Annotated in this window: 24 protein-coding genes; 11 read left to right on the top strand and 13 right to left on the bottom strand. The window is 60.5% G+C overall.

Annotated features, from left to right (window positions below):
• Position 1: 1 nt before the first annotated feature.
• Genes K0H47_RS26635 through K0H47_RS26625 form a run of 3 tightly spaced genes read right to left on the bottom strand, consistent with a single transcriptional unit; the run spans position 2 to position 3,618 of the window.
• A complete protein-coding gene (locus K0H47_RS26635) occupies positions 2 to 1,342 on the bottom strand; it encodes an MFS transporter (RefSeq protein ID WP_063033039.1) in 1,341 nt (446 codons plus the stop codon).
• Between the two features lie 42 nt (positions 1,343 to 1,384).
• Complete coding sequence (locus K0H47_RS26630; RefSeq protein ID WP_003234086.1) at positions 1,385 to 2,263, bottom strand: polysaccharide deacetylase; 879 nt, start codon at positions 2,261 to 2,263, stop codon at positions 1,385 to 1,387.
• Positions 2,264 to 2,274: 11 nt separating this feature from the next.
• Positions 2,275 to 3,618 (bottom strand): amidase, encoded by a 1,344-nt coding sequence (locus tag K0H47_RS26625; RefSeq protein WP_219273887.1) that lies wholly within the window; start codon positions 3,616 to 3,618, stop codon positions 2,275 to 2,277.
• A 335-nt stretch (positions 3,619 to 3,953) separates the two neighbouring features.
• Between K0H47_RS26625 and K0H47_RS26620 the strand changes: the two genes are divergently transcribed.
• From K0H47_RS26620 to cmoB, 7 genes are all read left to right on the top strand, one after another.
• A complete protein-coding gene (locus K0H47_RS26620) occupies positions 3,954 to 4,943 on the top strand; it encodes a GntR family transcriptional regulator (protein WP_219273886.1) in 990 nt (329 codons plus the stop codon).
• A 222-nt stretch (positions 4,944 to 5,165) separates the two neighbouring features.
• On the top strand, positions 5,166 to 7,586 hold the full coding sequence (lon, locus tag K0H47_RS26615; protein WP_063033041.1) for an endopeptidase La: 2,421 nt from the start codon (positions 5,166 to 5,168) through the stop codon (positions 7,584 to 7,586).
• A gap of 202 nt (positions 7,587 to 7,788) precedes the next feature.
• The gene (locus tag K0H47_RS26610) at positions 7,789 to 8,181 is read left to right on the top strand and encodes a protease inhibitor I42 family protein (protein WP_063033042.1); all 393 of its coding nucleotides are present in this window, start codon (positions 7,789 to 7,791) and stop codon (positions 8,179 to 8,181) included.
• Between the two features lies 1 nt (position 8,182).
• Positions 8,183 to 8,836: a lysoplasmalogenase gene (locus K0H47_RS26605; protein WP_063033043.1), complete on the top strand. Its 654-nt coding sequence runs from the start codon at positions 8,183 to 8,185 to the stop codon at positions 8,834 to 8,836.
• A 145-nt stretch (positions 8,837 to 8,981) separates the two neighbouring features.
• The gene (locus K0H47_RS26600; RefSeq protein ID WP_063033044.1) at positions 8,982 to 9,413 is read left to right on the top strand and encodes a hypothetical protein; all 432 of its coding nucleotides are present in this window, start codon (positions 8,982 to 8,984) and stop codon (positions 9,411 to 9,413) included.
• Positions 9,414 to 9,554: 141 nt separating this feature from the next.
• On the top strand, positions 9,555 to 10,298 hold the full coding sequence (cmoA, locus tag K0H47_RS26595) for a carboxy-S-adenosyl-L-methionine synthase CmoA (protein WP_063033045.1): 744 nt from the start codon (positions 9,555 to 9,557) through the stop codon (positions 10,296 to 10,298).
• On the top strand, positions 10,295 to 11,251 hold the full coding sequence (gene cmoB / locus K0H47_RS26590) for a tRNA 5-methoxyuridine(34)/uridine 5-oxyacetic acid(34) synthase CmoB (protein ID WP_063033046.1): 957 nt from the start codon (positions 10,295 to 10,297) through the stop codon (positions 11,249 to 11,251). Before cmoA ends, cmoB begins: the two co-directional genes overlap by 4 nt.
• A 141-nt stretch (positions 11,252 to 11,392) precedes the next feature.
• On the opposite strand, the gene tadA is transcribed toward cmoB, so the two are convergent.
• The 10 genes from tadA to lptF all read right to left on the bottom strand — a co-directional run bounded on the left by tadA (position 11,393) and on the right by lptF (position 21,880).
• Positions 11,393 to 11,890 (bottom strand): tRNA adenosine(34) deaminase TadA, encoded by a 498-nt coding sequence (gene tadA, locus K0H47_RS26585; protein WP_063033047.1) that lies wholly within the window; start codon positions 11,888 to 11,890, stop codon positions 11,393 to 11,395.
• Entirely contained in the window at positions 11,890 to 13,269 is a 1,380-nt protein-coding gene (locus K0H47_RS26580; protein ID WP_063033048.1) for a multicopper oxidase family protein, read from the bottom strand. The genes tadA and K0H47_RS26580 overlap by 1 nt, the downstream gene beginning before the upstream one ends.
• A gap of 226 nt (positions 13,270 to 13,495) precedes the next feature.
• A complete protein-coding gene (pdxJ, locus tag K0H47_RS26575) occupies positions 13,496 to 14,239 on the bottom strand; it encodes a pyridoxine 5'-phosphate synthase (RefSeq protein WP_063033049.1) in 744 nt (247 codons plus the stop codon).
• Between the two features lie 52 nt (positions 14,240 to 14,291).
• The gene (gene recO / locus K0H47_RS26570) at positions 14,292 to 14,981 is read right to left on the bottom strand and encodes a DNA repair protein RecO (protein ID WP_093201548.1); all 690 of its coding nucleotides are present in this window, start codon (positions 14,979 to 14,981) and stop codon (positions 14,292 to 14,294) included.
• A 164-nt stretch (positions 14,982 to 15,145) separates the two neighbouring features.
• Positions 15,146 to 16,048: a GTPase Era gene (era, locus tag K0H47_RS26565; RefSeq protein ID WP_003210432.1), complete on the bottom strand. Its 903-nt coding sequence runs from the start codon at positions 16,046 to 16,048 to the stop codon at positions 15,146 to 15,148.
• Positions 16,041 to 16,730, bottom strand: a complete 690-nt coding sequence (gene rnc / locus K0H47_RS26560; RefSeq protein WP_003210434.1) for a ribonuclease III — start codon at positions 16,728 to 16,730, stop codon at positions 16,041 to 16,043. Before rnc ends, era begins: the two co-directional genes overlap by 8 nt.
• A 147-nt stretch (positions 16,731 to 16,877) precedes the next feature.
• Positions 16,878 to 17,732, bottom strand: a complete 855-nt coding sequence (gene lepB, locus K0H47_RS26555) for a signal peptidase I (protein WP_017476070.1) — start codon at positions 17,730 to 17,732, stop codon at positions 16,878 to 16,880.
• 5 nt (positions 17,733 to 17,737) lie between these two features.
• Complete coding sequence (lepA, locus tag K0H47_RS26550) at positions 17,738 to 19,537, bottom strand: translation elongation factor 4 (RefSeq protein WP_003210439.1); 1,800 nt, start codon at positions 19,535 to 19,537, stop codon at positions 17,738 to 17,740.
• 152 nt (positions 19,538 to 19,689) lie between these two features.
• Positions 19,690 to 20,769, bottom strand: coding sequence for an LPS export ABC transporter permease LptG (gene lptG, locus K0H47_RS26545; RefSeq protein ID WP_219273885.1), 1,080 nt, complete (start codon positions 20,767 to 20,769; stop codon positions 19,690 to 19,692).
• Positions 20,762 to 21,880 carry an LPS export ABC transporter permease LptF gene (gene lptF, locus K0H47_RS26540; RefSeq protein WP_063033052.1) on the bottom strand — a complete coding sequence of 373 codons (1,119 nt, stop codon included), beginning with the start codon at positions 21,878 to 21,880 and terminating at the stop codon, positions 20,762 to 20,764. Before lptF ends, lptG begins: the two co-directional genes overlap by 8 nt.
• Before the next feature lie 282 nt (positions 21,881 to 22,162).
• Here lptF and K0H47_RS26535 point away from each other — a divergent pair, with 282 nt between their 5' ends.
• The 4 genes from K0H47_RS26535 to K0H47_RS26520 all read left to right on the top strand — a co-directional run.
• On the top strand, positions 22,163 to 23,653 hold the full coding sequence (locus K0H47_RS26535) for a leucyl aminopeptidase (RefSeq protein WP_219273884.1): 1,491 nt from the start codon (positions 22,163 to 22,165) through the stop codon (positions 23,651 to 23,653).
• Positions 23,654 to 23,846: 193 nt separating this feature from the next.
• Positions 23,847 to 24,275 carry a DNA polymerase III subunit chi gene (locus tag K0H47_RS26530; protein WP_063033054.1) on the top strand — a complete coding sequence of 143 codons (429 nt, stop codon included), beginning with the start codon at positions 23,847 to 23,849 and terminating at the stop codon, positions 24,273 to 24,275.
• Positions 24,276 to 24,282: 7 nt separating this feature from the next.
• Positions 24,283 to 24,687 (top strand): DNA polymerase III subunit chi, encoded by a 405-nt coding sequence (locus K0H47_RS26525; protein WP_219273922.1) that lies wholly within the window; start codon positions 24,283 to 24,285, stop codon positions 24,685 to 24,687.
• 127 nt (positions 24,688 to 24,814) lie between these two features.
• On the top strand, positions 24,815 to 25,372 hold a 558-nt coding region (locus K0H47_RS26520), incomplete at its 3' end, for a hypothetical protein (RefSeq protein WP_219273883.1).

The raw sequence follows: 25,372 nt of genomic DNA, 5'->3' as shown, positions 1-25,372 counted from the left end.
CTTACTGGACGGTTTCCGGACGCACATGGCGCGCGGCAAACATCAACGCACCGGACAGGAAGCACGGCAGCGCGCCGAACCACAGCGCAGCGGTCTGCCAGTCACTGCCGGCCGACAACACTTGGGTCGCGCCAAACCCGGCAACCACTGCACCAATGGGCCCCATGGCATGGATGATCGCGCCGCCGGTGGCCCGGATGCTGGTGGGAAAACTTTCGCTGATGAAAAACAGTGCTGCCGAGTACGGCCCGATCAGGAAGAACAGGCCCAGGCTGTAGAGCCCGACCACCATCGCCATGTTGCTTGGGCCAAACAGCATCCCGGCAAACGACAGCCCGCCGAGCATCCAGCCCAGGCCGATGACGTTGCGACGACCGATCTTGTCGCCCATCCAGCCGTGGCTGAGGTAGCCGCAGTAACCCACCAGGTTCGACAGCACGAGGATGATCAGCGAGTTCTCGAACGAGATGTGGTGCACGCTGACAATCACCGACGTACCCAACACGCTGAACACCTGAATGGCGGCCCAGTTGAGCAACAACGCCGCACCAATCACCAAGGTTGCACGGCGGGCCGGACCACGGAAGGCAGCCTTGAGGCCGGCCTTGCTGTGTTCGTCATAGTCCACGCCGTAGGTCACGGCGACGTTTTGCGCTTCTTTCACCGAGCCGCTTTTGCGCAGCTCGCTGATGCGCTGGTGAATCTGGAACTGCGGGCTTTCCTTGAGCTTGCGCGCCATGACCGCAATCACAATCGCCGGGATCGCCGCAAACACAAAGCAACCCTGCCAACCAATCACCGGCAGCAACAGCGCGGTCAAACCTGCCGCGATCAACGCGCCCACCGGCCAGCCGCCCTGCACCAGGCTGTAGATAAAACCGCGACGCTTGGCCAGTTTCGGATCATCCGAGGCGGCGTACAGTTCGCTCAGGTAAGTGGCGTTGACGGTTTCCTCGGCATAACCCAGGCCACCCAGCGAACGGATCAGGATCAGCGAAGACTTGCCCCACGCGCCGCCAATGGCGGTCAGTGCCGAACAGATTGCCGAACCGGCGACGGTGAAAATAATCCCTTTGCGCCGGCCCAGCTTGTCAACGATCGGACCGATGGCCAGCGCAACCACGGCGGTGCCTACCGCCACCCATGTCGCTATCTCCGCTTGCTCCACTTCACCCCAATTAAAGTGCCGCCCGATTTCCGGCAGCAAGGTGCCGAAAAGAATGAAGTCATACACCGCAAACACCCAGGCGAAAAACGCGATCCAGGTGGCGAAACGCACTTCCTTGGGCGTCAGTTGCCGGGGTTTCCAGCCAGTCAGATCAAGCTTGTTGTAGATAGACATGAATCGCGCCTCGGGAGGTTGGCCAGGGTTTAGGTACAGGTGTCAGGTCCGCGGTTGGCGGCGGATAAAGTCATCGGCGATTTCGTCGAAGGTGACGAAGCGCACGCCGGCATGGCTCTGGATATGTTCGATCAGCCGCTCAAGCATCAGCAGCACTTGCGGGCGGCCGGAAACGTCGGGGTGGATGGTCATGGTGAACACCGCGTGTTCGTGCTCGCGGTAGACCCAGTCGAACTGGTCGCGCCACATTTCTTCCAGGTGACGCGGGTTGACGAAGCCGTGGCTGTTGGGGGCTTTCTTGATGAACATCATCGGCGGCAGGTCGTCGAGGTACCAGTTGGCCGGGATCTCCACCAGGTCGGTTTCTTCGCCGCGTACCAGGGGTTTCATCCAGGTGTCGGGGTGCTGGCTGTAGTCGATCTTGGTCCAGCTGTCGCCCTTGCGCACGTAGTACGGATGGAAGTCGTTGTGCATCAGACTGTGGTCGTACTTGATGCCTTTTTTCAGCAGCAGTTCGTTGGTGACCTTGCTGAATTCCCACCACGGCGCGACGTAGCCGGTGGGGCGTTTGCCGGTGACCTGGGTGATCAGCTCGATGGACTTGTCGAGGACAATTTCTTCCTGCTCGGCGGTCATCGCAATCGGGTTTTCGTGGCTGTAGCCGTGCACACCGATTTCGTGGCCGGCGTCGGCCACCGCCTTCATTTGCTCGGGGAAAGTTTCCATCGAGTGGCCGGGGATAAACCAGGTGGTACGCAGGCCATAGCGCTCGAACAATTTGAGCAGGCGTGGCGCACCGATTTCACCGGCGAACAGGCCACGGGAAATGTCGTCCGGGGAGTCTTCGCCGCCATAGGAACCGAGCCAGCCCGCGACCGCGTCGACGTCGACGCCAAATGCACAGAGGATGTCTTTAGCCATGATGTGTCTCCTTAAAAAGTGAGTGCGGTTTCGACTGACAGCGCGGCCCGAAGCAGGCGCGCGTCTTCGCCGCTGGGGGCGCTGAGCAGCAAACCCGTGGGCAGGCCCAGGGCATCGCGGCCGCTGGGCAGGCTGACGCCGGGCATGTCCAGCAGGCTGCCGGGCATGGTCAGGCGCAGCGTGGCGAGGTTGGTGCTGACGAACAGTTGGTCGTCGGCTTCCAGCGGCGCCAGGGCCGGGGCCACATGGGCCACGGTGGGGGTGATGAGGATCGCGCCGTCGAGTTCGTCGACAAGCTGCTGTTGCAGGCGGCGACGGGCGTCGTACAGCGCCAGCAGTTGGCTGGCCGGCAGCGTACGGGCGGCTTCAAGGCGACGGCGTACCCGGGGGTCGAGTTGCTCGGCATCAGGGCTGTCGAGCAGGGCTTCGTGGAGGGCGAAGGCTTCGAAAGCGCCAAGCCAGCCTTGGTGCTGGATCAGATCCAGGGTGGCCTGGAAAGTCTTCGAGGGGCGCACGTCAATCAGCGCGCCGTCTGCCTTCAATCGGTCCACACAACGTTGCAGGTTGTCGCGCACCGCAGATTCAACCCGTGCGTCTTCCAGCACACTTTGCTCGACCCAGAACCGCTGGCCGTTGAGGCTACGGGGCTGGCGTGGCGGGCGCTGGTCGCGACCATTGAGCAGGTCGTCGATGGCCAACGCATCGCGCACGCTGCGAGTCAGCGGGCCGAGGCTGTCGAGGGTGTGAGCCAGCGGGAAAACGCCGTCGCGGCTGTAGCGCCGGCAACTGCTGCGGTACCCCACCACGCCATTCAGCGCAGCGGGAATACGGATGGAGCCCGCAGTGTCGGTGCCCATGGCGATCGGTACGATACCGGCCGCCACGGCGACGGCTGAACCGGACGATGAGCCGCCGGGAATCCGCGGTTGGTCGACGCTGCTCGGGTTGTGCGGCGTGCCGAAATGCGGGTTCAGGCCCAGGCCGGAATACGCCAGCTCGCTGAGGTTGGTCTTGCCCACGCTGACCATGCCGGCGCGGCACAACAGGCCTACGCTCGGCGCATCCAGCAAGGCGGCTGGCGCGTGGCTGCGATAGGCCGCGCCCGCCGTGGTAATGCTGCCAGCCACATCAAACAGATCTTTCCAGGCCAGGGGCACACCGTCGAACACGCTCAACGGCTGGCCGGCACGCCAACGGGCAGCGGACGCTTCCGCCTCACGGCGGGCGCGCTCGGCAGTCAGGGAGATGAATACGCTGGGGACTTGGCTCGCGTGAGTAAGTGCCTGTTCGAGGGCCTGCACCGGGTCGCTGCGGCCGCTGGCAAAATCCTCGGCCAGTGAAGTGGCGTCTGACATGGGAATGACCTTCTAAAACGTACATATTAATAAAATGTACATTTTACAAAGGCAGCTTTCGTGCCAGTCTTGTGGACACCTTTTTGGGCGAATTCGACAGCTTCGAGCAGATACACGGGCTAGATGGGTTTCAGACATCAAAAGAAATATCGGCTGAGTTCTAATCCTCGCCCACAATGAAATAATGTATCTTTTATTAATAAGTACATTTTGGTGCAGAAAGGTAACAACCCCCCTCTTAAGGCCCCAAAAAAGTGCCACCGACGTGGCGCAGAGTGACAGGCGCAACTATGAGAGAATCCCCGGCCACCGACCCGTTAGCTCCAGAGAACCCGATGAAAGCAGTGTCAGCCTCGGCTTCCCGTTACGCGATGATTCATCAGGTTTTGCGCGACGCCATCACCTACGGCACCGCCCGCCATGGCCTGGTGTTGCTGGAAGCGCCGCTGGCCGAGCTGTTCGGCACCAGCCGGGTGCCGGTGCGCAAAGCCCTGAACCTGTTGCATGACGAAGGGTTGATCTGCCGCTTCGATGGCCGGGGTTACCTGATCAACCCCGACGGCCTGGACATGGAGCCGCTGCGGCTGCCCCTGAGCCATGCGCACCTGGGCCTCAACGGTGAAGATGAGCTGGTGGACACTCGGCCACTGGGGGAGCGGATCGTCGAGGAAATCGGCGCAGCGCTCTCGACCTGCATCGCCTTCGGGCATTACCGCCTCGATGAACAGGCCGCCGCCGAGCACTACAACGTCAGCCGCGCGGTGGTGCGTGAAGCGCTGATGCGCCTGCGGGACCGTGGCTTGGTGGAAAAAGAACCCTATTCCCAATGGCTGGCCGGGCCACTGACCGCCCGGGAAGTCACCGAAGATTACGAACTGCGCGCCTGCCTGGAGCCGGAAGCCCTGCGCCAAAGCGCGCCGAACCTCGACCGCGACCTGCTGCAAGCCATGTTGCAGCGGGTGCTTGATGCGCAAGAGAGCGCCCACTGCAGCCTGGAGGAAATCGAGCAAATCGAGGAAGACCTGCACCAACACTGCCTGGCGGGCCTGCAAAACCGCAAGATCGCCGCGTTGATTCGCCAGGGTCAGAGCCCGATGATCATCAGCCGGATTTTCTACCGCCTGCTGGGGATTGGTGCCGATCCGGCGATGCTGGCCGAGCACCGGCTGATCCTGGAGCTGTTGCTGCATGGCGCCTTCGACGCCGCCGCGCTGAACCTGCGCGAGCACCTGCAACGGGCCCGGCAGCGGATGTTGCAGCGTTTGAAGGTGCTGTCGGTGCTACCCGAACAGCCTTTACCGGCCTACTTGCACAAACTCAGCTGACGAAATGCAATCGAAAATGTGGGAGCGGGCTTGCTCGCCACTGCGGCGCATCAGGCACAGATGCATTGACTGACAGAGCGCATTCGCGAGCAAGCCCGCTCCCACATTTGTTCAGCGGCGCTTTTGAAAATATTGTGCAATATGTTGCTATCTCACCCCACCCATTGAAACCACGGCCGACCTGCCCCATCTAACCTGCATACTTCCTTATGCAGGTGCCCCATGAGCGACCAGCAAGAATTCCCGGACATAGACCTCAACGACTACGCCGACCCGGAAAACGCTGAACACACTTCCGCCAACACTGGCCTGGCCCTGCCAGGGCAAAACCTGCCCGACAAGGTCTACATCATCCCGATCCACAATCGGCCTTTCTTCCCGGCGCAAGTGTTGCCGGTGATCGTCAATGAAGAGCCGTGGGCCGAAACCCTGGAGCTGGTGAGCAAATCCGACCACCACTCCCTGGCCCTGTTCTTCATGGAAACCCCGCCCGAAGATCCGCGCCACTTCGACACCTCCAGCCTGCCGCTGTACGGCACCCTGGTGAAGGTGCATCACGCCAGCCGCGAAAACGGCAAGCTGCAATTTGTCGCCCAGGGCCTGACCCGCGTGCGGATCAAGACCTGGCTCAAGCACCACCGCCCGCCTTACCTGGTGGAAGTCGAATACCCGCACCAGCCGACCCAGCCGACCGATGAGGTCAAGGCCTACGGCATGGCGCTGATCAATGCGATCAAGGAACTGCTGCCGCTCAACCCGCTGTACAGCGAAGAGCTGAAGAACTACCTCAACCGCTTCAGCCCCAACGATCCGTCGCCGCTGACCGACTTCGCCGCCGCCCTCACCTCGGCCACCGGCAATGAACTGCAGCAAGTGCTGGACTGCGTGCCCATGCTCAAGCGCATGGAGAAAGTCTTGCCGATGCTGCGCAAGGAGGTCGAAGTCGCGCGCCTGCAAAAAGAAATCTCCGCCGAAGTGAACCGCAAGATCGGTGAGCACCAGCGCGAGTTCTTCCTCAAGGAACAACTCAAGGTCATCCAGCAAGAGCTGGGGCTGACCAAGGACGATCGCAGCGCCGACGTCGAGCAGTTCGAACAACGCTTGGTGGACAAGGTACTGCCGACCCAAGCGCAAAAACGCATCAGCGAGGAAATGAACAAGCTGTCGATCCTGGAAACCGGGTCGCCGGAGTACGCGGTCACCCGCAACTACCTGGACTGGGCCACCTCGGTGCCGTGGGGTGTGTATGGCGAGGACAAACTCGACCTCAAGCACGCCCGCAAAGTGCTCGACAAGCACCACGCCGGACTGGACGACATCAAGAGTCGCATCCTCGAATTCCTCGCGGTGGGTGCCTACAAAGGTGAAGTCGCCGGTTCCATCGTGTTGCTGGTGGGGCCGCCGGGTGTGGGCAAGACCAGTGTCGGCAAATCGATTGCCGAATCCCTGGGCCGGCCGTTCTACCGCTTCAGCGTCGGCGGCATGCGTGACGAGGCCGAGATCAAGGGCCATCGCCGCACCTACATCGGCGCGATGCCGGGCAAGCTGGTACAAGCCCTCAAAGATGTGGAAGTGATGAACCCGGTGATCATGCTCGACGAGATCGACAAGATGGGCCAGAGCTACCAGGGCGACCCGGCCTCGGCCCTGCTCGAAACCCTCGACCCGGAACAGAACGTCGAATTCCTCGACCACTACCTGGACCTGCGCCTGGACCTGTCCAAAGTGCTGTTCGTGTGCACCGCCAACACCCTGGACTCGATCCCCGGCCCATTGCTGGACCGGATGGAAGTGATTCGCCTGTCGGGCTACATCACCGAAGAAAAGGTCGCGATTGCCAAGCGCCACCTGTGGCCAAAGCAGCTGGAAAAAGCCGGTGTGTCGAAAAACAGCCTGTCCATCAGCGACGGTGCACTGCGCGCGCTGATCGATGGCTACGCCCGGGAAGCCGGTGTGCGTCAGCTGGAAAAACAGTTGGGCAAACTGGTGCGCAAGGCGGTGGTCAAGCTGCTGGATGAGCCGGACTCGGTGATCAAGATCGGCAACAAGGACCTGGAAGCCTCCCTGGGCATGCCGGTGTTCCGTAACGAGCAAGTGCTGTCGGGCACCGGTGTGATCACCGGCCTGGCGTGGACCAGCATGGGCGGCGCGACCCTGCCGATCGAGGCGACGCGCATTCACACCCTCAACCGTGGCTTCAAGCTCACCGGGCAACTGGGTGACGTGATGAAGGAATCGGCCGAGATTGCCTACAGCTACATCAGCTCGAACCTGAAGTCGTTTGGCGGTGACCCGAAGTTCTTCGATGAAGCCTTCGTACACCTGCACGTGCCGGAAGGTGCCACGCCCAAAGATGGCCCGAGCGCGGGCGTGACCATGGCCAGTGCGCTGCTGTCCCTGGCGCGTAACCAGCCGCCGAAAAAAGGCGTGGCGATGACCGGTGAGCTGACGTTGACCGGGCATGTGCTGCCGATTGGCGGGGTACGCGAGAAGGTGATTGCGGCGCGGCGCCAGAAGATTCACGAGCTGATCTTGCCGGAGCCTAACCGCGGAAGTTTTGAGGAACTGCCGGAGTACCTGAAGGAAGGGATGACGGTGCACTTTGCCAAGCGCTTTGCGGATGTGGCGAAGGTGTTGTTCTGATAGTTATGTAGTGCCTGGACTGACGCCATCGCGGGCAAGCCCGGCTCCCACAGGGATCGGTGTTGTTAATGACAACGCGGTCAAATGTGGGAGCGGGCTTGCCCGCGATGGCGCCCGTCCTATCAACACAACTTCCTCGCTTGTCACACCTTGTCTCATCTTCGGTTATGCTCGCCCTTCGTCGCCAAACAACGGAGCCCCCATGACCGCTGCCCGCCTGCTTCTCCCCCTGAGCCTTTGCCTGCTCGCCGCCTGCGCCAGTGCGCCGAAGCAAAACGTCACCGTGGAAAAACAGAGCGCTTGCCCGCTGCAACTCAAGACCGGGCAAAACCTGATCCTGACCCTGCCCAGCAATCCCACCACCGGTTACCGCTGGGCCATCCAGGATTCCGCCGGCGGCGTGCTGCGCAGCCTGAGCCCCGAGGTCTACAGCAACACCGAAGGCACCGGCGTGGTCGGCAGTGGCGGTCAATCCACCTGGCGCTTCCAGGCCTTCAACGCCGGCCAGGGCCGTTTGCGCCTCACCTCACAACAACCCTGGGAGCCGGAAGCAGAACCGGCCGAGACCTTCGACTGCGCCATTACGGTGAACTGATATGCCATGGATGATCCTTGCGTTGATGGGGGCGGTAACCTTTATCTACGGCCTGAGCACCCACGCAGCCCTGCTCTGCCTGTTAGTGAAGCCATTACCGGTACTGGCGCTACTGGGCTGGCTGCATGATGCGCCGCCCACCGACTATCGACGCTGGATCAGCCTGGGGCTGATTTTTTCCCTGGTGGGCGATGTGCTGCTGGCCTGGCCCGGCGACTTGTTCATCTTCGGCCTGGGGGCATTTTTGTTCGCGCACCTGGCGTACCTGAAAGCCTACTTGAGCGACTGCCGCCGCCCGGCCATTTTGCCGCTGGTGTTGGCGCTGGCGGTGGGTGCGATCTTGCTGAGCATCCTGATTTCCCATGGCCTGGGCCCATTGCTGGTGCCGGTGGTGGTTTACGCGCTGGTGATCAGCGCCATGTTGTGGCGAGCACTGGCGCGATTGGGCAGCGATGTGCCCAAGCGCTCGGCGTACCTGGCGGCAGCGGGCGCAGTGTCGTTCGTGTTTTCCGACACGCTGATTGGGATCAATCGGTTTGTGGTTTCGTTTGAAGCGGCGCCGTATTTGCTGATCGTCAGTTATTGGCTGGGGCAGTGGGGGATTACCGCCTCGGCATTTGCTCAACCAACTCGTGAAAGACACACAACGCACTAGTTTACAGCCAGGCAGAAAGGTTTATTCCGTTACGCTCTACAAGTAATCACTAAAAATTCTAAAAAACTGTCAATTATGACAGTTCTCGGCAACCGCCAGCTTCGGTAGTTTCCTTACGGACTAATCCAACGTAAAGGAATTAATCATGACTGCGCGCAAACATAAAAAGATCACATCAATCACCCATACGACCGGATCGTTTAATGGCAAGGCTATAACAAGCTTTGTGCCTGACTATAGTGAAGCGTACGTACACCCCAGCGAAGACGTCATTATCATTAGAGCGGTGCAATTATATTCACCGAGTACGATATCTGAGATATTCCTTCAAATGGATAAAAACATTCAGAACGGTGAGCATGAATTCCCGGGGAGTCCAGGCATTCATTACCTGGACATATACCCTTTGATCGGTGGTGGCCCCTACGAAGTGACCCAGGCAAAACTCACCGTCAATTTTGACCTCACAAAAGGCCACTTCAAAGGAAGCATTACCCTCGACGGCTACTTGCATGGAAATACAACTAACACAATTAATTTAACCTGCGCGTACGACTTGAAATCAGGCCTGCGTTAAAAATTCCAAGCCCATGATCGCCTCTGCTACACGGTGAGGTGATCGTGACCGGAAATCAGATTTATAAGGCTAAAAGCTCACTGCATCCACGGGCAGGTACGCTAAAATACGCGACTTTTCCCCTTCGTCGCCGGAACAGCCGTGAGCAAAGAACCCGATCGCCTATTCGCCCAGCCCCTGCCCCAGGTGCCGGACTTCGCCTTCAACGAAGACGTGGTGCGGGTTTTCCCGGACATGATCAAGCGCTCGGTGCCCGGTTATCCGACCATCGTCGAGAACCTCGGCGTGCTCGCGGCGCAGTTTGCCCAGCCCAATAGTGTGCTCTACGACCTCGGTTCATCCCTCGGCGCGGTGACCCAGGCCCTGCGCCGTCACGTGCGCACCGACGGTTGTCGAGTGATCGCGGTGGATAACTCGGCGGCGATGGTCGAGCGTTGCCGCGAATACCTCAATGGCCAGGACTCGATGTTCCAGGAGTTGCTGCCAGTGGAGGTGATCGAGGGCGATATCCTCGCGCTGCAATTCCAGCCGGCGTCGGTAGTAGCGCTGAACTTCACCCTGCAATTCATCGGCCCCGAACAACGCCTGGCGTTGCTCTCGCGCATTCGCCAATCGCTGCTGCCGGGCGGCGCGCTGATCCTTTCGGAAAAGCTGCGCTTCAATGACCCGGAAGAACACGCGCTGCTCACCGATTTGCACATCGCCTTCAAGCGCGCCAACGGCTACAGCGAACTGGAAATCGCCCAGAAGCGCAGCGCCATCGAAAACGTCATGAAGCCCGACAGCCTAGAAGAACACCGCGAACGCCTGTTGGCGGCCGGGTTCTCCAAAGTCGTGCCGTGGTTCCAGTGTCTTAACTTTGCCTCGTTGATTGCCTTGCCATGATTGATCTGTCTCCCCTCGCCCGCCATCTGGTCGGCACTCCCCTGGCCGTTTGGGCCCAAGGCCTGCAAGCGCAACTCGATGCGAAGATGGAAAAAGGTCATGGCGACCTGGAGCGCTGGCAGAGTGCGCTGGATGCGCTGCCGAAAATCATGCCCAGCGAAATCGACCTGCTCAATGGCCTGGTGCTCGACACCGATTGCGACGACGAAACCCGTGCGCAAATGCGTACCGCGCTGATGGGATTGTGCCCGTGGCGCAAGGGCCCGTTTGACCTGTTCGGCGTGCACGTGGACACGGAATGGCGCTCTGACTGGAAGTGGTCGCGGGTCGCGCCGCACCTGGACCTCAAGGGCAAGCGCATTCTCGATGTGGGTTGCGGCAACGGCTATTACATGTGGCGCATGCTCGGCGCCGGGGCGGACAGCGTGATTGGCGTCGACCCGAACTGGCTGTTCTTCTGCCAGTTCCAGGCGGTGCAGCGTTACCTGTCAGAGCCGAGGGCCTGGCACCTGCCGTTCCCGTTTGAAGACCTGCCGTCGAACATGGAGGGCTTCGATACGGTGTTTTCCATGGGCGTGTTCTACCACCGCCGTTCGCCCATCGAACATTTGCTGGCGCTGAAGGATTGCCTGGTGAAGGGCGGCGAATTGGTGTTGGAAACGCTGGTGGTTGAAGGCGATCAGCAGCAGGTGCTGGTGCCGGAAGACCGTTACGCGCAAATGCGCAACGTGTGGTTCCTGCCGTCGGTGCCGGCGCTGATGCTGTGGCTGCGGCGTGCGGGCTTCAGTGATGTGCGCTGTGTGGATGTGAGCGTGACCACGATTGAGGAACAGCGCGGCACGGAGTGGATGAAGTATCAGTCCCTCAGCGACTTCCTGGACCCTGAAGATCACAGCAAGACCATCGAAGGGCTGCCGGCGCCGATGCGGGCGGTGATAGTCGCCAGGAAATAACCCCCACTCTCCCTTACTAAATGGAGATCAAAAATGTGGGAGCGGGCTTGCTCGCGAATGCCGTGTGTCAGTCAGCACATGTATTGACTGATACACCGCATTCGCGAGCAAGCCCGCTCCCACATTAGCCCTCGCTGTTCTTTAGAGTGTTGGTTTGGCGCGACGCGCCTTGAAGAACTCGCTCAATACCGTCCCGCACTCTTCAGCCAACACCCCGCCTTCATACAGCACCCGATGATTGAGAAATCCCTGGGTAAAAAACTGGCCTTGGCTTTGCACGATCCCGGCTTTTGGTTCGAGCGCGCCGTACACCACCCGGGCAATCCGCGAGTGGACGATCAGCCCGGCGCACATGCTGCACGGCTCCAGCGTGACGTAGAGCGTACTGCCCGGCAGCCGGTAATTACTGACAGCCTGGGCGGCGGCCCGGATCGCGACCATCTCGGCATGCGCACTGGGGTCATTGCCGCTGATAGGGCAGTTGAAGCCACGCCCGATGATTTCTCCGTCCTGTACCAGCACCGCGCCCACCGGTACTTCCCCCAGCGCGGCGCCCTGGGCCGCCAGGGTCAGCGCTTCACGCATGAAGTCCTGGTCGCGGCTGCGGTCGATAATCGCCGTGGGGCGAAACTGGCGCATCACGCCACCTCGATGGCGGCCATCAGGCCGGTTTCCATGTGGTCGATCACATGGCAGTGAAACATCCAGACACCCGGGTTATCCGCCACCAACGCTACGCGGGCACGTTCGTTCTTGCCCAGCAGGTAGGTGTCGGTGAAGTACGGAATCACCTTGTGGCGGTTCGAGGCGATGACCTTGAAACTCATGCCGTGCAGGTGGATCGGGTGTTGGTACTGGGTCATATTCTTCAATTCGAAAATGTAGCTCTTGCCCTTTTCCAGTTTGGCAATCGGGCGGTCGGCGCAGGTCTTGTCGGTGATGTCCCAGGCCTGGCCGTTGATCTGCCACAGGCTCGGCGGCTTATTGCCTACGTTCACCGAAACCGATCCAACCCATTCGAAATTGAAGTTGAGTTTCTCGGCATTGGCCAGGTCTGGCTCGGCAATCGGGTTGGCGGGCAGCGCAGGCGGCCATTCGGTGGGGGCGTCGTTGCTGGCCACCGAGCGAAAGGTGCCCAGGCGTACCGGCCCGTTGCGGATCGACAGTTCTTCACCGGCGGGAGGTGCCTTGATCGCCAGGCAGATACGCATGCCGGGGCCCAGCCAGTATTCCTTGCCCAACGGGCGTGGCTCGACGGGGTTGCCGTCCAGCGCATAGATCTGCGCTTCAACGTCGGGGATGTTGATGCGATACGTCAGGGTGTTATCGAGGTTGAGCAGGCGCACGCGGGTGATTTGCCCGGCGGGCAAATCGATCACGGCCTGGGACACACCGTTGATGGTCGACAGACGTCCGGCGGTACCGCCACGGGCCGCTTCACGCGGGACGCTGAAGGCCACGAAGGCGCCCTCTTCGTCCACGTGCCAGCTTTTCAGGCTCAGGGTGCGTTCGTGCTTGAAACCGGTGGGTTCGCGCTCTTCGATGATCAGCGGGCCCACCAGGCCACGGCCCAGTTCTTCGCTGCTGTTCACGTGGGGGTGATACCAATAGCTGCCGGCATCGGGCACGCGGAATTTGTAGTCGAAGTATTCGCCCGGCAGTACCGGCAGTTGCGAGACGTAAGGCACGCCGTCCATTTCCAGCGGCAGGCGAATGCCATGCCAGTGGATGGTGGTGGCGACCGGCAGGTGGTTGATAAAGCGCACCCGCAGCCATTCACCCTGGCGCACCCGCAACTCGGTACCCGGCGCCGAAGGGCCGAAAGCCCAGGCTTGGGTCTTGTGCCCCGGCACCAATTCCACGTCCAACGGCGCGGCGATCAGTTCGTAATCGTGCCCCGCCTCAGCCTCGGCGACCTTGCCCAGCCAATAGCGATAAGCGCCACCGGCACCGACGCCCACTACCGCGAGACCGGCAAGACCACCCAGGATTTGTCGACGGGAAAACGATTGGGACACAACAACCTCACGTATCTGCCGCGGGTCCGAGACCCGCAAAGGGCAGATACCATACACCGGCATCACCTAAACAGTAAGGGTTCGCATTGCCACATGTGGGAGCGGGCTTAGTGTGGGAGCTGGCTTGCCTGAGATAGCATCACCTCGGTGCAACTGAAATACCGAGGTGATGCCATCGCGGGCAAGCCCGGCTCCCACACAAGTCACACATTGGATCTTCGTTACTTCAGGCCTTGGCGGCAGCCAGAATCAAGGCTTTCATCTCGGCGACGGCGCCTTTGAAACCGACGAACAGCGCGTGCGCCACCAGTGCATGGCCGATGTTCAGCTCGTTGATGCCCTTGATCGCAGCCACAGCTTCGACGTTGTGGTAATGCAGGCCGTGGCCGGCGTTGACGATCAAGCCCTCGCCCAGGCCGCAGTTGACACCGTCGATGATGCGTTGCAATTCGTCGGCAACTTCAGTCGGCGTGGTGGCGTCGGCGTAACGGCCGGTGTGCAGTTCGATGGCCGGGGCGCCGACGCGGCGCGAGGCTTCGATCTGGCGCTCGTCGGCATCGATGAACAGCGAGACTTCGCTGCCGATCTTCGACAGGCGCTCCACCGCAGCCTTGATCCGGGCTTCCTGGCCGGCCACATCGAGGCCGCCTTCGGTGGTCAGTTCCTGGCGGGTTTCCGGCACCAGGCAGATATGCGCCGGGCGGATGCGCTCGGCGAACGCCATCATTTCTTCGGTGACGCCCATTTCGAAGTTCATGCGGGTTTGCAGCACGTCCTTGAGCAGCAGCACGTCGCGCTCCTGGATGTGGCGGCGGTCTTCGCGCAGGTGCACGGTGATGCCGTCGGCGCCCGCTTCTTCGGCGTCCAGCGCGGCCTTGACCGGGTCCGGGTAACGGGTGCCCCGGGCCTGGCGCAGGGTGGCTACGTGGTCGATGTTCACGCCGAGAAGAATGCGATTGCTGGTGGTCACGAAAAGCGCTCCTGAAGAGGGAAGGAATCGCTGCACAGCATACACGGGGATGTCAGGGCTTTCGAAACAACTCGCGGCTGACCAGTGGCCGACCGCCCAAATGCACGGCCAGGGCCTGGCGCATCAGGCGCTTGGCGGCAGACAAGGCGCCGGGGGCGGTCCAGTCGGCTTCGCTCATCGCAAGCAATTCGGTGCCTTGGAACAGGCCGGGTTGCAGCAGGTAGACCCGCTCCAGGCCTGCGTCCACTTGCAGGCGGTACATACCGTCGGCAGCGATGGGGTCGCCGTGCAGGTCGTTGCTCAGTTCGAAGCCGTAGCCCAAGTCATCCAGCAGGCGCCATTCGAATGCGCGTAGCAGCGGTTCCAGGGGACGGCCTTCGGCGAGGGCGAGCAAGGTCGCGGCGTAGTGATCAAAGACGCCGGGGTGTGGGTCTTCGGCGGGGAGCAGGCGGATCAGCAATTCGTTGAGGTAGAGGCCGCTGAACAGCGCCTCACCGTTGAGCCAATTGGAAGCGCCGGCGGCTTCCATGCGGCCGACGTTCTTCAGTTCGCCACGTCCACGAAACTCCACTTCCAGGGCCACGAAGGGCCGCGCGAGGGTGCCGGCCTTGCCGCGGGCGCTGCGCAAGACCGCGCGCAGGCGGCCTTGAGGTGTGAGGAAGTCCACCAAGGCGCTGGTCTCGCGGTAGGCGCGGCTGTGCAAGACGTAGGCGGGTTGGCCGGTGGGTGGGGTTTGGGACATTGGGTTCTCGCTGCGGGAACACGGTCTGGAAAACAACGACTATCCAATGTGGGAGCGGGCTTGCTCGCGAATGCGGAGTGTCAGTCAACACATCTGGTGACTGATCCACTGCATTCGCGAGCAAGCCCGCTCCCACATTTGTCCTGCGGTGTTCCGGAGACCTGTTACAGGTCGCCGTAACCCAACGAACGCAACGCGCGCTCATCATCAGACCAACCACCCTTAACCTTCACCCACAGGTTGAGCATGATCTTGGAATCAAACAGTAATTCCATGTCCTTGCGCGCCTCGGTGCCGATGCGCTTGATGCGCTCGCCCTTGTCGCCAATGATGATTTTCTTCTGGCCGTCACGTTCAACGAGGATCAACGCGTGGATATGCAGGGTCTTGCCCTGCTGCTTGAACTCTTCGATTTCGACGGTGATCTGGTATGGCAGCTCGGCGCCCATCTGGCGCATGATTTTCTCGCGTACCAGTTCGGCGGCGAGGAAACGGCTGCTGCGGTCGGTGATCTGGTCTTCCGGGAAGAAGTGCTCGTTCTCCGGCAGGTACCCTGCGATCACGCGCTCCAGGGCTTCGAGGTTGTGCCCGTGCTGGGCCGAGATCGGCATGATCTGGGCGTTCGGCAGTTGTTCCTGCAGCCAGCTCAGGTGCGGCATCAGCTCGGCCTTGTCTTCGATGCGGTCGGTCTTGTTCAACGCGACGATCAACGGGCCGGTGACGTACTGCACGCGCTCCAGAACCATCTGGTCTTCGTCGGTCCACTTGGTGCGGTCGACCACGAAGATCACCACGTCGACGTCTTTCAACGCAGCCGAAGCGGTTTTGTTCATGTAGCGGTTAAGGGCCTTTTCGCCGCCTTTGTGCATGCCCGGGGTGTCGACGTAGACCGCCTGTACGGCGCCTTCGGTCTTGATGCCCAACATGTTGTGGCGGGTGGTCTGAGGCTTGCGCGAGGTGATCGCCAGCTTCTGTCCCAGGATGTGGTTCAGCAACGTGGACTTGCCCACGTTCGGACGGCCGACGATGGCAACATAGCCACAGCGAGTTGCGGTTGAATCAGTCATGGCCATTCTCCACGCCCAGGGCAATCAGTGCTGCAGCGGCCGCTACCTGTTCGGCAATACGACGGCTCACACCCTGACCTCGGCTTTTTTCATTCAGTAAGGTGATTTCGCATTCGACGAAGAAAACTCGGCAGTGCGGCTCACCCTGGATATCCACCACTTCGTAACGCGGCAGGTCGCAACCACGGGACTGCAGGAATTCCTGCAGGCGGGTCTTCGGATCTTTGTTGGTGTCTACCAGCGTCAGGCTTTCAATCTCGGTCGACAGCCAGGCGACGACGCGCTCTTTTGCTGCCTCCATGCCTGCATCGAGGTAGATGGCGCCGATCAGTGCTTCCAGGGCGTCGGCCAGGATCGACTCACGACGGAAACCGCCGCTCTTCAGCTCGCCGGAACCCAGGCGCAGGTAATCGCCCAGATCGAAACCACGGGCCAGTACGGCCAGGGTCTCGCCTTTCACCAGGCGCGCACGCAAGCGCGACAACTGGCCTTCGCGGGCCAGCGGGAAGCGATTGAACAGGGCTTCGCCGGCGACGAAATTGAGGATGGCATCACCGAGGAATTCCAGGCGCTCGTTGTTACGCCCGGCAAAACTGCGGTGTGTGAGGGCAAGGATCATCAATTCCTGATCCTTGAAGGTGTAACCGAGCTGACGCTCGAGACGGCTTAGAGAAACGCTCACGGTTTACCCACATTCAGTTCGAGGCACCGGTGGCCTGCGACGATTAACGCTGTGTTCAAATTCAAATCCTGGTGGTTGCTGCATGGGGCCAGACTTTGTCCAAGCCCCAGAAAAGCATTCGGCGCTGTGTTCACAGCGCCGCATGGATTACTTGATCAGCCCGACCCGCGAGAAGTTCGGCAGGTGGCTGAGCTTGGGTTCCGGCCAACTCATCCAGACCGCGAAGGCCTTGCCGACGATATTCTGGTCGGGAACCATGCCCAGCAGGTCCTTGGGAATATTGGGGTCATCCCAGTAGCGGCTGTCATTGGAGTTGTCGCGGTTGTCGCCCATCATGAAGTAATGCCCGGCAGGCACTGTCCATTGGTTGTCAGGCGGCGAACGGTAGCGGCTCATTTCCTTGCGGATTTCGTGCTCTACCGCTCCGAGTTTTTCCTGGTACAGCTCGGCGCTGCCCAAGGTGTTTGGCTCGGAACCGATCAGTTTTTCCGCCACCGACTCGCCATTGACGAACAGGCGCTTGTCGCTGGTGTAGCGAATCACGTCACCCGGCAGGCCCACTACACGCTTGATGTAGTTGACGTTCGGGTCGCTTGGGTAGCGAAACACCATCACATCGCCGCGCTGCGGGTCACCGATCTCGATGACTTTCTTGTCGATCACCGGCAAGCGGATCCCGTAAGAAAACTTGTTCACCAGGATGAAGTCGCCCACGTCCAGGGTAGGTTTCATCGATCCCGAAGGGATCTGAAACGGTTCCACCAGGAACGAACGCAGCACCAGCACGATGAACAACACCGGGAAGAACGACTTGCCGTATTCAACCAGCATTGGCTCTTTGTTCAGTTTCTCGACCACCGCCACATCGGGCTGGCTGACGCTGCCCTGATAGGCCGCGATGGCAGCCCGGCGACGCGGGGCGAAGAAAATCAGATCGAGCAACGCCAGGAGACCGCAAACGGCAACGGCAATGACCAGCAACAGCGGGAAATTTAGTGACATAGGACCTAACTATCCAACCTGAGCACCGCAAGGAAGGCTTCTTGTGGAATTTCCACGTTGCCCACTTGCTTCATGCGTTTTTTACCGGCCTTTTGCTTCTCGAGCAGCTTGCGCTTACGGCTGACGTCGCCGCCATAGCATTTGGCCAGTACGTTCTTTCTGAGTGCCTTGACGGAGGTCCGTGCAATGATCTGCCCGCCAATGGCGGCCTGGATCGCGACGTCGAACATCTGGCGCGGAATCAGTTCTTTCATCTTTTCGGTCAACTGGCGACCTTTGTAGTGCGCGTTGTCCTTGTGCACGATCAGCGCCAGGGCATCGACCTTGTCGCCGTTGATCAGCACATCCAGCTTCACCAGATTAGCTGATTGGTAACGATCAAAATGGTAATCCAGCGAAGCATAGCCGCGGCTGGTGGATTTGAGACGGTCGAAGAAGTCCAGGACCACTTCGTTCATCGGCAAATCGTAGGTCACTTGCACCTGGGTACCGAGGAACAGCATGTCGTGCTGTACGCCACGCTTTTCGATACACAGGGTAATGACGTTGCCCAGGTGTTCTTGCGGCACAAGAATATTGGCCCGCACGATCGGTTCGCGCATGTCTTCGATGGAAGACAGATCCGGAAGCTTGGACGGGTTGTCGACGTAAATCGTTTCACCGGTCTTCAGCGCCAGTTCAAAAATAACCGTCGGCGCGGTGGTGATCAGGTCCAGGTCGTATTCGCGCTCGAGGCGCTCCTGGATGATTTCCATGTGCAGCATGCCCAGGAACCCGCAGCGGAAGCCGAAGCCCAGGGCGTCGGAGCTTTCCGGGGTGTACTGCAACGACGAGTCGTTGAGGGTCAGCTTCTGCAGGGCTTCGCGGAAATCCTCGAAGTCGTCGGAACTGACCGGGAACAGGCCGGCGTAGACCTGCGGCTGGATGCGTTTGAAGCCCGGCAGCACGTCGACGTCAGGGGTGGAGCTCAAGGTCAGGGTGTCACCTACCGGTGCACCGTGGATGTCCTTGATACCGGCAATGATGAAGCCCACTTCACCGGCTTTCAGATCAGTGGTCGCGGTGTGCTTCGGGTTGAATACACCAACGCTGTCCACCAGGTGGATCTTGCCGGTGGATTTGACCAGGATCTTGTCGCCCTTCTTCACACGGCCGTGACGCACGCGCACCAGGGAGACAACGCCCAGGTAGTTGTCGAACCAGGAGTCGATGATCAACGCTTGCAGCGGATCTTCGTAGTTGCCGGTAGGCGCTGGAATGGTCTTGACCAGGCGCTCGAGCACTTCGTCTACGCCCAGGCCGGTCTTGGCGCTGCACTCGACGGCGTCGGTGGCGTCAATGCCGATGATCTTCTCGATCTCTTCCTTGACGCGGTCCGGATCGGCCTGTGGCAGGTCGATCTTGTTCAGCACCGGCATCACTTCCAGGCCTTGCTCGATGGCGGTATAGCAGTTGGCTACGGACTGGGCTTCAACGCCCTGGCCCGCGTCCACTACCAGCAACGCGCCTTCACAGGCCGCCAGGGAACGGCTGACTTCATAGGTGAAGTCGACGTGGCCCGGGGTGTCAATGAAGTTGAGCTGGTACTTGATACCGTCTTTGGCGGTGTAATACAGAGTAACGCTGTGGGCCTTGATGGTGATCCCGCGCTCGCGCTCGAGGTCCATGGAGTCCAGCACCTGGGCTTCCATTTCACGCTCGGCAAGGCCGCCGCACATCTGGATAAATCGATCGGCCAGCGTCGACTTGCCATGGTCAATGTGGGCGATGATGGAGAAATTGCGGATATGACTCAAATCACTCACGGATCAACACTCAAAAAGGCTGCAGGCAGACTGCCCGCTGAAAAATAGCCGGGAATTGTACCTGATGCGCAGACCTGACGTCATCCATGGTGACCAAGAACAAAAATGCCCCGGTCGTTCGAACGGGGCATTTTTTGTTCATAAGCGCGGGCTCAACCGGCCCGACGCAACAGCCAGAAGCCGGCCAAGGCGCAAATAGCCGTCGGCACCAGCACCGCAAGCAGCGGCGAGAAGCCGAATACCAGGCTGGACGGCCCGAGCAGGTCCTGGGCGATACGGAAGGTGAAGCCCACCAGCACGCCAGTAAACACGCGCTGGCCAAGGGTTACGGAACGCAACGGGCCAAAGATGAACGAAATCGCCATCAGCACCAGCGCAGCGGTCACCACCGGCTGCAACACCTTGACCCAAAACGCCAGCCAGTAACGACCGTTGTTCAAGCCCTGGTCCTTGAGGTAATGGATGTAGCTCCACAGGCCAGAGATTGGCAGGCTTTCCGGGATCATCACCACGGTGTTCAGCAATTCGGGCTTGAGGGCAATGTCCCACTGCTCCGTCGGCACATTGATGACTTCAGTACTCGACGCCGCGCCCTTGCCGATTTCACGGAAATAGGTGGTGGTCACATCGCTCAATTGCCACTTTTCATCGCTGTACTGTGCGCGTTTGGCGAAACTGGACGACAACAGGTGACGCTCTTTATCGAAGCGGTAGCGAGTGACACCGACCAGCAAGCCGTCTGGTTGCACGGCGTTGATGTGGATAAATTCCTCACCCTGGCGGTGCCACAGGCCATGCTTGGAGCTTTGGGCATCCCCCGAACCCTGGGCCAGGGCGCGGTTGGCCTGGGCGGTGGATTCGGCAGGGGGCGCCACGTATTCACCGATCAGCACGCTGACCGCCATCAGCAACAGCATCGGCTTCATGACCGCCCACACGATGCGGCCGATGGAAACACCCGCCGCGCGCATGATGGTCAGCTCGCTGTTGCTGGCCAGGCTGCCCAAGCCGATCAGGCAGCCAATCAGCGCGGCCATCGGCATCATGTCGTAGAGACGACGGGGTGCCGTCAATGCCACGTAGCTCAGGACGTCGGTTACGGTGTAGGTATCGCTGACGTTGCCGACTTCATCAATGAAAGCGAACAACGAGGCAAGCCCCAGAATAATGCCCAATACCGCAAGGATTGCGACCAGGACGCTGCTACCAATGTAGCGGTCGAGCTTAACCACGAGCCATCTCCTTCATGCTGCGACGACTCTTCATCTTCAGGCGCAACGGTTCCCAATAAAGCAGGCCCAGGCCAATCGCCAGGAAGATCCCGTGGACCCACCACAACCCCAGGGTCGGCGACAGCTTGCCCTTCTCTAGGGAGCCACGGGCGGAAATCAGGATGGTCAGGTAAGCCATATAAAGCAGGATTGCCGGCAACAGCTTGAGGAAGCGGCCCTGGCGCGGGTTGACCCGGGACAGCGGCACGGCCATCAAGGTCACGATAAAGACCAGCAGCGGCAGGGAAATCCGCCATTGCAGCTCGGCGATCGAACGCAATTCCTTGCTGCCGACCAGGTCTGGCGTCGGGATCGCGTCACGGTCGGTGACCTCGTCGCTGACATCCGGCCGGGCCAGCATCACACCATAGGTGTCGTACTTGATTGCGCGGTAATCGGCCTGGCCGGGGCTGCCGTCATAACGATAGCCGTCCTCCAGGATCAGGTAGCGGCTGCCGTCCGGGCGCACTTCCTGACGTCCCTTGTCGGCCACCAGAATCGAAATACCACGGTCTTTCTGGTTCTGGCCGAGGTTTTTCTGAGAGATGAACACACCGCCCAGGTTGGCACGGTCATCCGTCATTTGCTCGGTATAGGTCACCCGGGTGCCATCGTTGAGCGCTTGAAAGCGGCCAGGCTCCAGGGTGTCGAATTCGGTCATGGCGTCCTGTTTGTTGAGCACCAGTTGGAACTGCAGGGCACCCTGGGGCGCCAGGCTCAAGCTCAACCAGGCCACGACCAGCGCGATACCGGTGGCCGGAACCATGGTCATGGCCAGCAAACGTTGCTGGCTCATGCCGGTGGCCGACAACACGGTCATTTCGCTTTCAAGGTACAAGCGGCCGTAGGCCAGCAGAATCCCGAGAAACAGGCCCAACGGCAGGATCAGCTGCAGGAAGCCCGGCAGGCGAAAGCCCATGATCAGGAACAGCGAGCCCGGATCCAGGGCGCCCGAGGCGGCCTGGGCGAGGTATTTGACGAAGCGACCACTCATGATGATGACCAGCAATACCGCACTCACGGCACTCAGGGTCAACAGGACTTCGCGGGACAGATAACGGAAGACGATCAAACCAGACACTCCAGGGTTGTCAGGCTAAGGCGGCCAAACAAGCAAGCATATCGAGTCGACCCATTGCTGCAGGCCGGCTAAAAAGATGGCGCATTATCCTGTGATTGACCGCACCTGTCACGGAGCTTGCTCATACGCGTGCACAAAGCTGCCCACAAGGGTTGTCAGGCTCGGGCGGCGAGGTTCAAACTGCGGCCTTTGTCGCGGGCGGCCTACAGGCTGCCAAGCTTACAAGCCGGAGTACAGACTCCTGGCTCACTGACCTTTATAAGGGACCCGAAAATGGAACTGGTTGTAAAAAGCGTTAGCCCCGAAACGTTGAAAACCGCCACCCTCGTGGTCGCTGTCGGCGAAGGCCGCAAGCTCGGCGTTGCCGCCAAGCAACTGGACGAACTGAGCGGCGGCGCCATCAGCGCAGTCCTCAAGCGCGGTGACCTGGCCGGCAAGGTCGGCCAAAGCCTGCTGCTGCAAAGCCTGCCTAACCTTAAAGCCGACCGCGTATTGCTGGTGGGCGTCGGTAAAGACGCCGAACTGGGCGACCGTCCGTTCCGCAAGATCATCGCCGGCATCCTCAACACCCTCAAGGGCCTGGGCGGCACCGACGCAGCCCTGGCGCTGGACGAGATCGTGGTCAAGGGCCGCGACAGCTACGGCAAGACCCGTCTGCTGGCCGAAAGCCTGCTGGATGGCGGCTACATCTTCGACCAGTTCAAGAGCACCAAGGCTGAACCCCGCGCCCTGAAGAAAGTCACCTTGCTGACCATCAAGGCCGCCCATGCTGAAGTCGAACGCGCCGTGACCCACGCCCAGGCCATCGCCGGCGGCATGGCTTTCACCCGTGATTTGGGCAACCTGCCACCGAATATCTGCCATCCGACTTACCTGGGCGAGCAAGCCAAGGCGCTGGGCAAGGAATTCAAGGGCCTGAAAGTCGAAGTCCTGGACGAGAAGAAGATCAAGGAACTGGGCATGGGCTCGTTCTATGCCGTGGGCCAGGGCAGCGACCAGCCGCCACGCCTGATCGTGATGCAATACAACGGCGGCAAGAAGTCCGAGAAGCCATTTGCCCTGGTCGGCAAAGGCATCACCTTCGACACCGGCGGCATCAGCCTCAAGCCGGGCCTGGGCATGGACGAGATGAAGTACGACATGGGCGGCGCCGCCAGCGTGTTCGGCACCCTGCGTGCCGTGCTGGAACTCAAGCTGCCGATCAACCTGGTGTGCATCCTGGCCTGCGCCGAGAACATGCCGAGCGGCGGCGCGACCCGTCCGGGCGACATCGTCACCACCCTCAGCGGCCAGACCGTGGAAATCCTCAACACCGACGCCGAAGGCCGCTTGGTGCTGTGCGACGCCCTGACCTACGCCGAGCGCTTCAAGCCGCAAGCCGTGATCGACATCGCCACCCTGACCGGTGCCTGCGTGGTTGCCCTGGGCGCCCACACATCGGGCCTGCTGGGCAACAACGACGAACTGATCGGCCAACTGCTCAGCGCCGGCCAGGCTGCAGACGACCGCGCCTGGCAACTGCCGCTGTTCGATGAATATCAGGAACAGCTGGACAGCCCGTTCGCCGACATCGCCAACATTGGCGGCCCGAAAGCCGGCACCATCACCGCTGCGTGCTTCCTGTCGCGTTTCGCCAAGAACTTCAACTGGGCGCACCTGGACATCGCCGGCACTGCCTGGACCAGCGGCGGCAAGGACAAGGGCGCCACTGGCCGTCCGGTTCCATTGCTGACCCAGTACCTGCTGGACCGCGCCAAAGCCTGAAACTGACGACCCCGGGGCGGCGATTCCAACGCCGCCCCGACCGTAGCAGCTGCCGAGCCCCGGCGAGGCTGCGTCAGCGGAGTATCTGACACACCGCAACGCAGCCTCGCTCAGGCTCGACAGCTGCTACGGGGTTTTCGTGGTGGTCGATCAGACAGTATTTACACATGCGGCGCGGCTATCAGGACCCCCAATGACCCAAGTCGACTTCTATATATTGCCCAGCGCCGATCCTTCCGCGCGCCTGGACTTTGCCTGCAAGCTCACCGAAAAAGCCTGGCGCATGGGCCACCGCATCTACCTGCACTGCAGCGATGCCGCCCAGCGTGATGACCTCGACGCCCGCCTGTGGCGCTTCAAGGGCGAAAGCTTCGTGCCCCACGGTCCCGCCGAATCAGAGCCGGAAGGCCTGGTGGTACTGGGTTTGGGCGATAACTGTGGCGATCACACAGACCTGCTGGTCAACCTCGACCTGAAAGTACCGGCCTTCGCCAAGAGTTTCGCCCGTGTGGCGGAAGTGGTGGTGGAAGACCCGGCTATTCGTCAGGCCGCACGGGAGAGTTTCCGTTTCTACCGTGAACAGGGCTATTCTCTGCAAGATCACCGGCTACAACGACTTTGAGCACATGATGGACACTCCAAACCCGCTAAAAGACTCTGATCACCTGCTGGATGACCTTGAGTCGATCCGCAAGCTGCTCGGTGATGATGACCTGCAACCGCCGCTGCTGACCGATTCGGTCAATGGTGACGTACAAATTCCTTTGCTGTTCGATATGGTCGGTGGCAAACCTGTCGCGCCGGAACCTGTCGAAACGCCTGCAGAGCAAGCCGCCCCCGCGCCGGCAGTTGCCGTGCCTGCCGCAGAGAAAGCGCCCGACGCCCTGCTGCTGCACCTGGACAACGAACTGCGCGCTGCTGCGCAACTGATCATGCAAGACGTGATCGACGATTTTGCTCCGCATATCGAAACCGAGATCAAGCGCCGATTGGATGCGCGCATGGAGCGGTTGTTGAGCCAGTACCAATCCTGACCGGTAAAAGATCAGAGCGGTTTTGAATTCGAGACCGCTCATCGAAACTGTTATTTCTAACAGTAGATTCAACCCGTTTCTGCGAGAGAAAGTGGCAACAGCCTCTTAACTCTTCAGGAGAAACGGCATGAGCGCACCAACAGTTTTCTCGCCGATCACAAAAATCTTTCCACAAAACAGACCGATTTTTCTGGGGAAGGGGGCACCGGGTACCGAAATTACTGTGTGTCAGAGCAACACCGGGATCGGCCTGGCGAAAACCATAGTCGACACAAATGGCAGTTGGCTGGTTCGGTCAGCGGTAGAGCTGCCGGCCGGCATATACGCCTTCACTGCTTATACAACGTCAACTGGCGAATACGCGGCGAACACCAATGTTTATATCGAGGCGAATGTTCAGCCTCCAACGCCAAGCCCCCCTGTAGTACCTCCTACAGATACGATCACCCCTTCAGTGCCTCCGATCACTCCTTCGGTGCCTCCAGTCACCGGTGGCACCCTGCCCTACGGCAGTGCTCCCATTGTCGACAGTCCCGCCAACAACGAACGCCTGACGACTCGACAGCCGCAGCTCTCGGGCAGGGCCGCCCCCAATACGGATATCTATGCGTATGGCAAAGACTACAATCCGGCGTATGGCAACGTAAAAGCAGACGCCAATGGCAATTGGCATCTTCCGCCGACG

This window comes from Pseudomonas sp. Xaverov 83 (genome assembly GCF_019352905.1).
Taxonomy (GTDB): domain Bacteria; phylum Pseudomonadota; class Gammaproteobacteria; order Pseudomonadales; family Pseudomonadaceae; genus Aquipseudomonas; species Aquipseudomonas yamanorum.
The sequence above is the reverse complement of the archived record's forward strand: the minus strand, read 5'-3'. Positions and strand labels throughout refer to the sequence as shown.

What these genes read in the sequence shown, in the direction of transcription:
- K0H47_RS26625 (WP_219273887.1), bottom strand. Translation starts at nt 3,618, where the DNA reads ATGTCAGACGCCACTTCACTGGCCGAGGATTTTGCCAGCGGCCGCAGC.
- cmoB (WP_063033046.1), top strand. Translation starts at nt 10,295, where the DNA reads ATGATTGATCTGTCTCCCCTCGCCCGCCATCTGGTCGGCACTCCCCTG.
- era (WP_003210432.1), bottom strand. Translation starts at nt 16,048, where the DNA reads ATGACTGATTCAACCGCAACTCGCTGTGGCTATGTTGCCATCGTCGGC.
- K0H47_RS26620 (WP_219273886.1), top strand. Translation starts at nt 3,954, where the DNA reads ATGAAAGCAGTGTCAGCCTCGGCTTCCCGTTACGCGATGATTCATCAG.
- lon (WP_063033041.1), top strand. Translation starts at nt 5,166, where the DNA reads ATGAGCGACCAGCAAGAATTCCCGGACATAGACCTCAACGACTACGCC.
- lepB (WP_017476070.1), bottom strand. Translation starts at nt 17,732, where the DNA reads ATGTCACTAAATTTCCCGCTGTTGCTGGTCATTGCCGTTGCCGTTTGC.
- K0H47_RS26610 (WP_063033042.1), top strand. Translation starts at nt 7,789, where the DNA reads ATGACCGCTGCCCGCCTGCTTCTCCCCCTGAGCCTTTGCCTGCTCGCC.
- recO (WP_093201548.1), bottom strand. Translation starts at nt 14,981, where the DNA reads ATGTCCCAAACCCCACCCACCGGCCAACCCGCCTACGTCTTGCACAGC.
- K0H47_RS26525 (WP_219273922.1), top strand. Translation starts at nt 24,283, where the DNA reads ATGGACACTCCAAACCCGCTAAAAGACTCTGATCACCTGCTGGATGAC.
- K0H47_RS26530 (WP_063033054.1), top strand. Translation starts at nt 23,847, where the DNA reads ATGACCCAAGTCGACTTCTATATATTGCCCAGCGCCGATCCTTCCGCG.
- tadA (WP_063033047.1), bottom strand. Translation starts at nt 11,890, where the DNA reads ATGCGCCAGTTTCGCCCCACGGCGATTATCGACCGCAGCCGCGACCAG.
- K0H47_RS26605 (WP_063033043.1), top strand. Translation starts at nt 8,183, where the DNA reads ATGCCATGGATGATCCTTGCGTTGATGGGGGCGGTAACCTTTATCTAC.
- K0H47_RS26630 (WP_003234086.1), bottom strand. Translation starts at nt 2,263, where the DNA reads ATGGCTAAAGACATCCTCTGTGCATTTGGCGTCGACGTCGACGCGGTC.
- K0H47_RS26635 (WP_063033039.1), bottom strand. Translation starts at nt 1,342, where the DNA reads ATGTCTATCTACAACAAGCTTGATCTGACTGGCTGGAAACCCCGGCAA.
- K0H47_RS26535 (WP_219273884.1), top strand. Translation starts at nt 22,163, where the DNA reads ATGGAACTGGTTGTAAAAAGCGTTAGCCCCGAAACGTTGAAAACCGCC.
- K0H47_RS26600 (WP_063033044.1), top strand. Translation starts at nt 8,982, where the DNA reads ATGACTGCGCGCAAACATAAAAAGATCACATCAATCACCCATACGACC.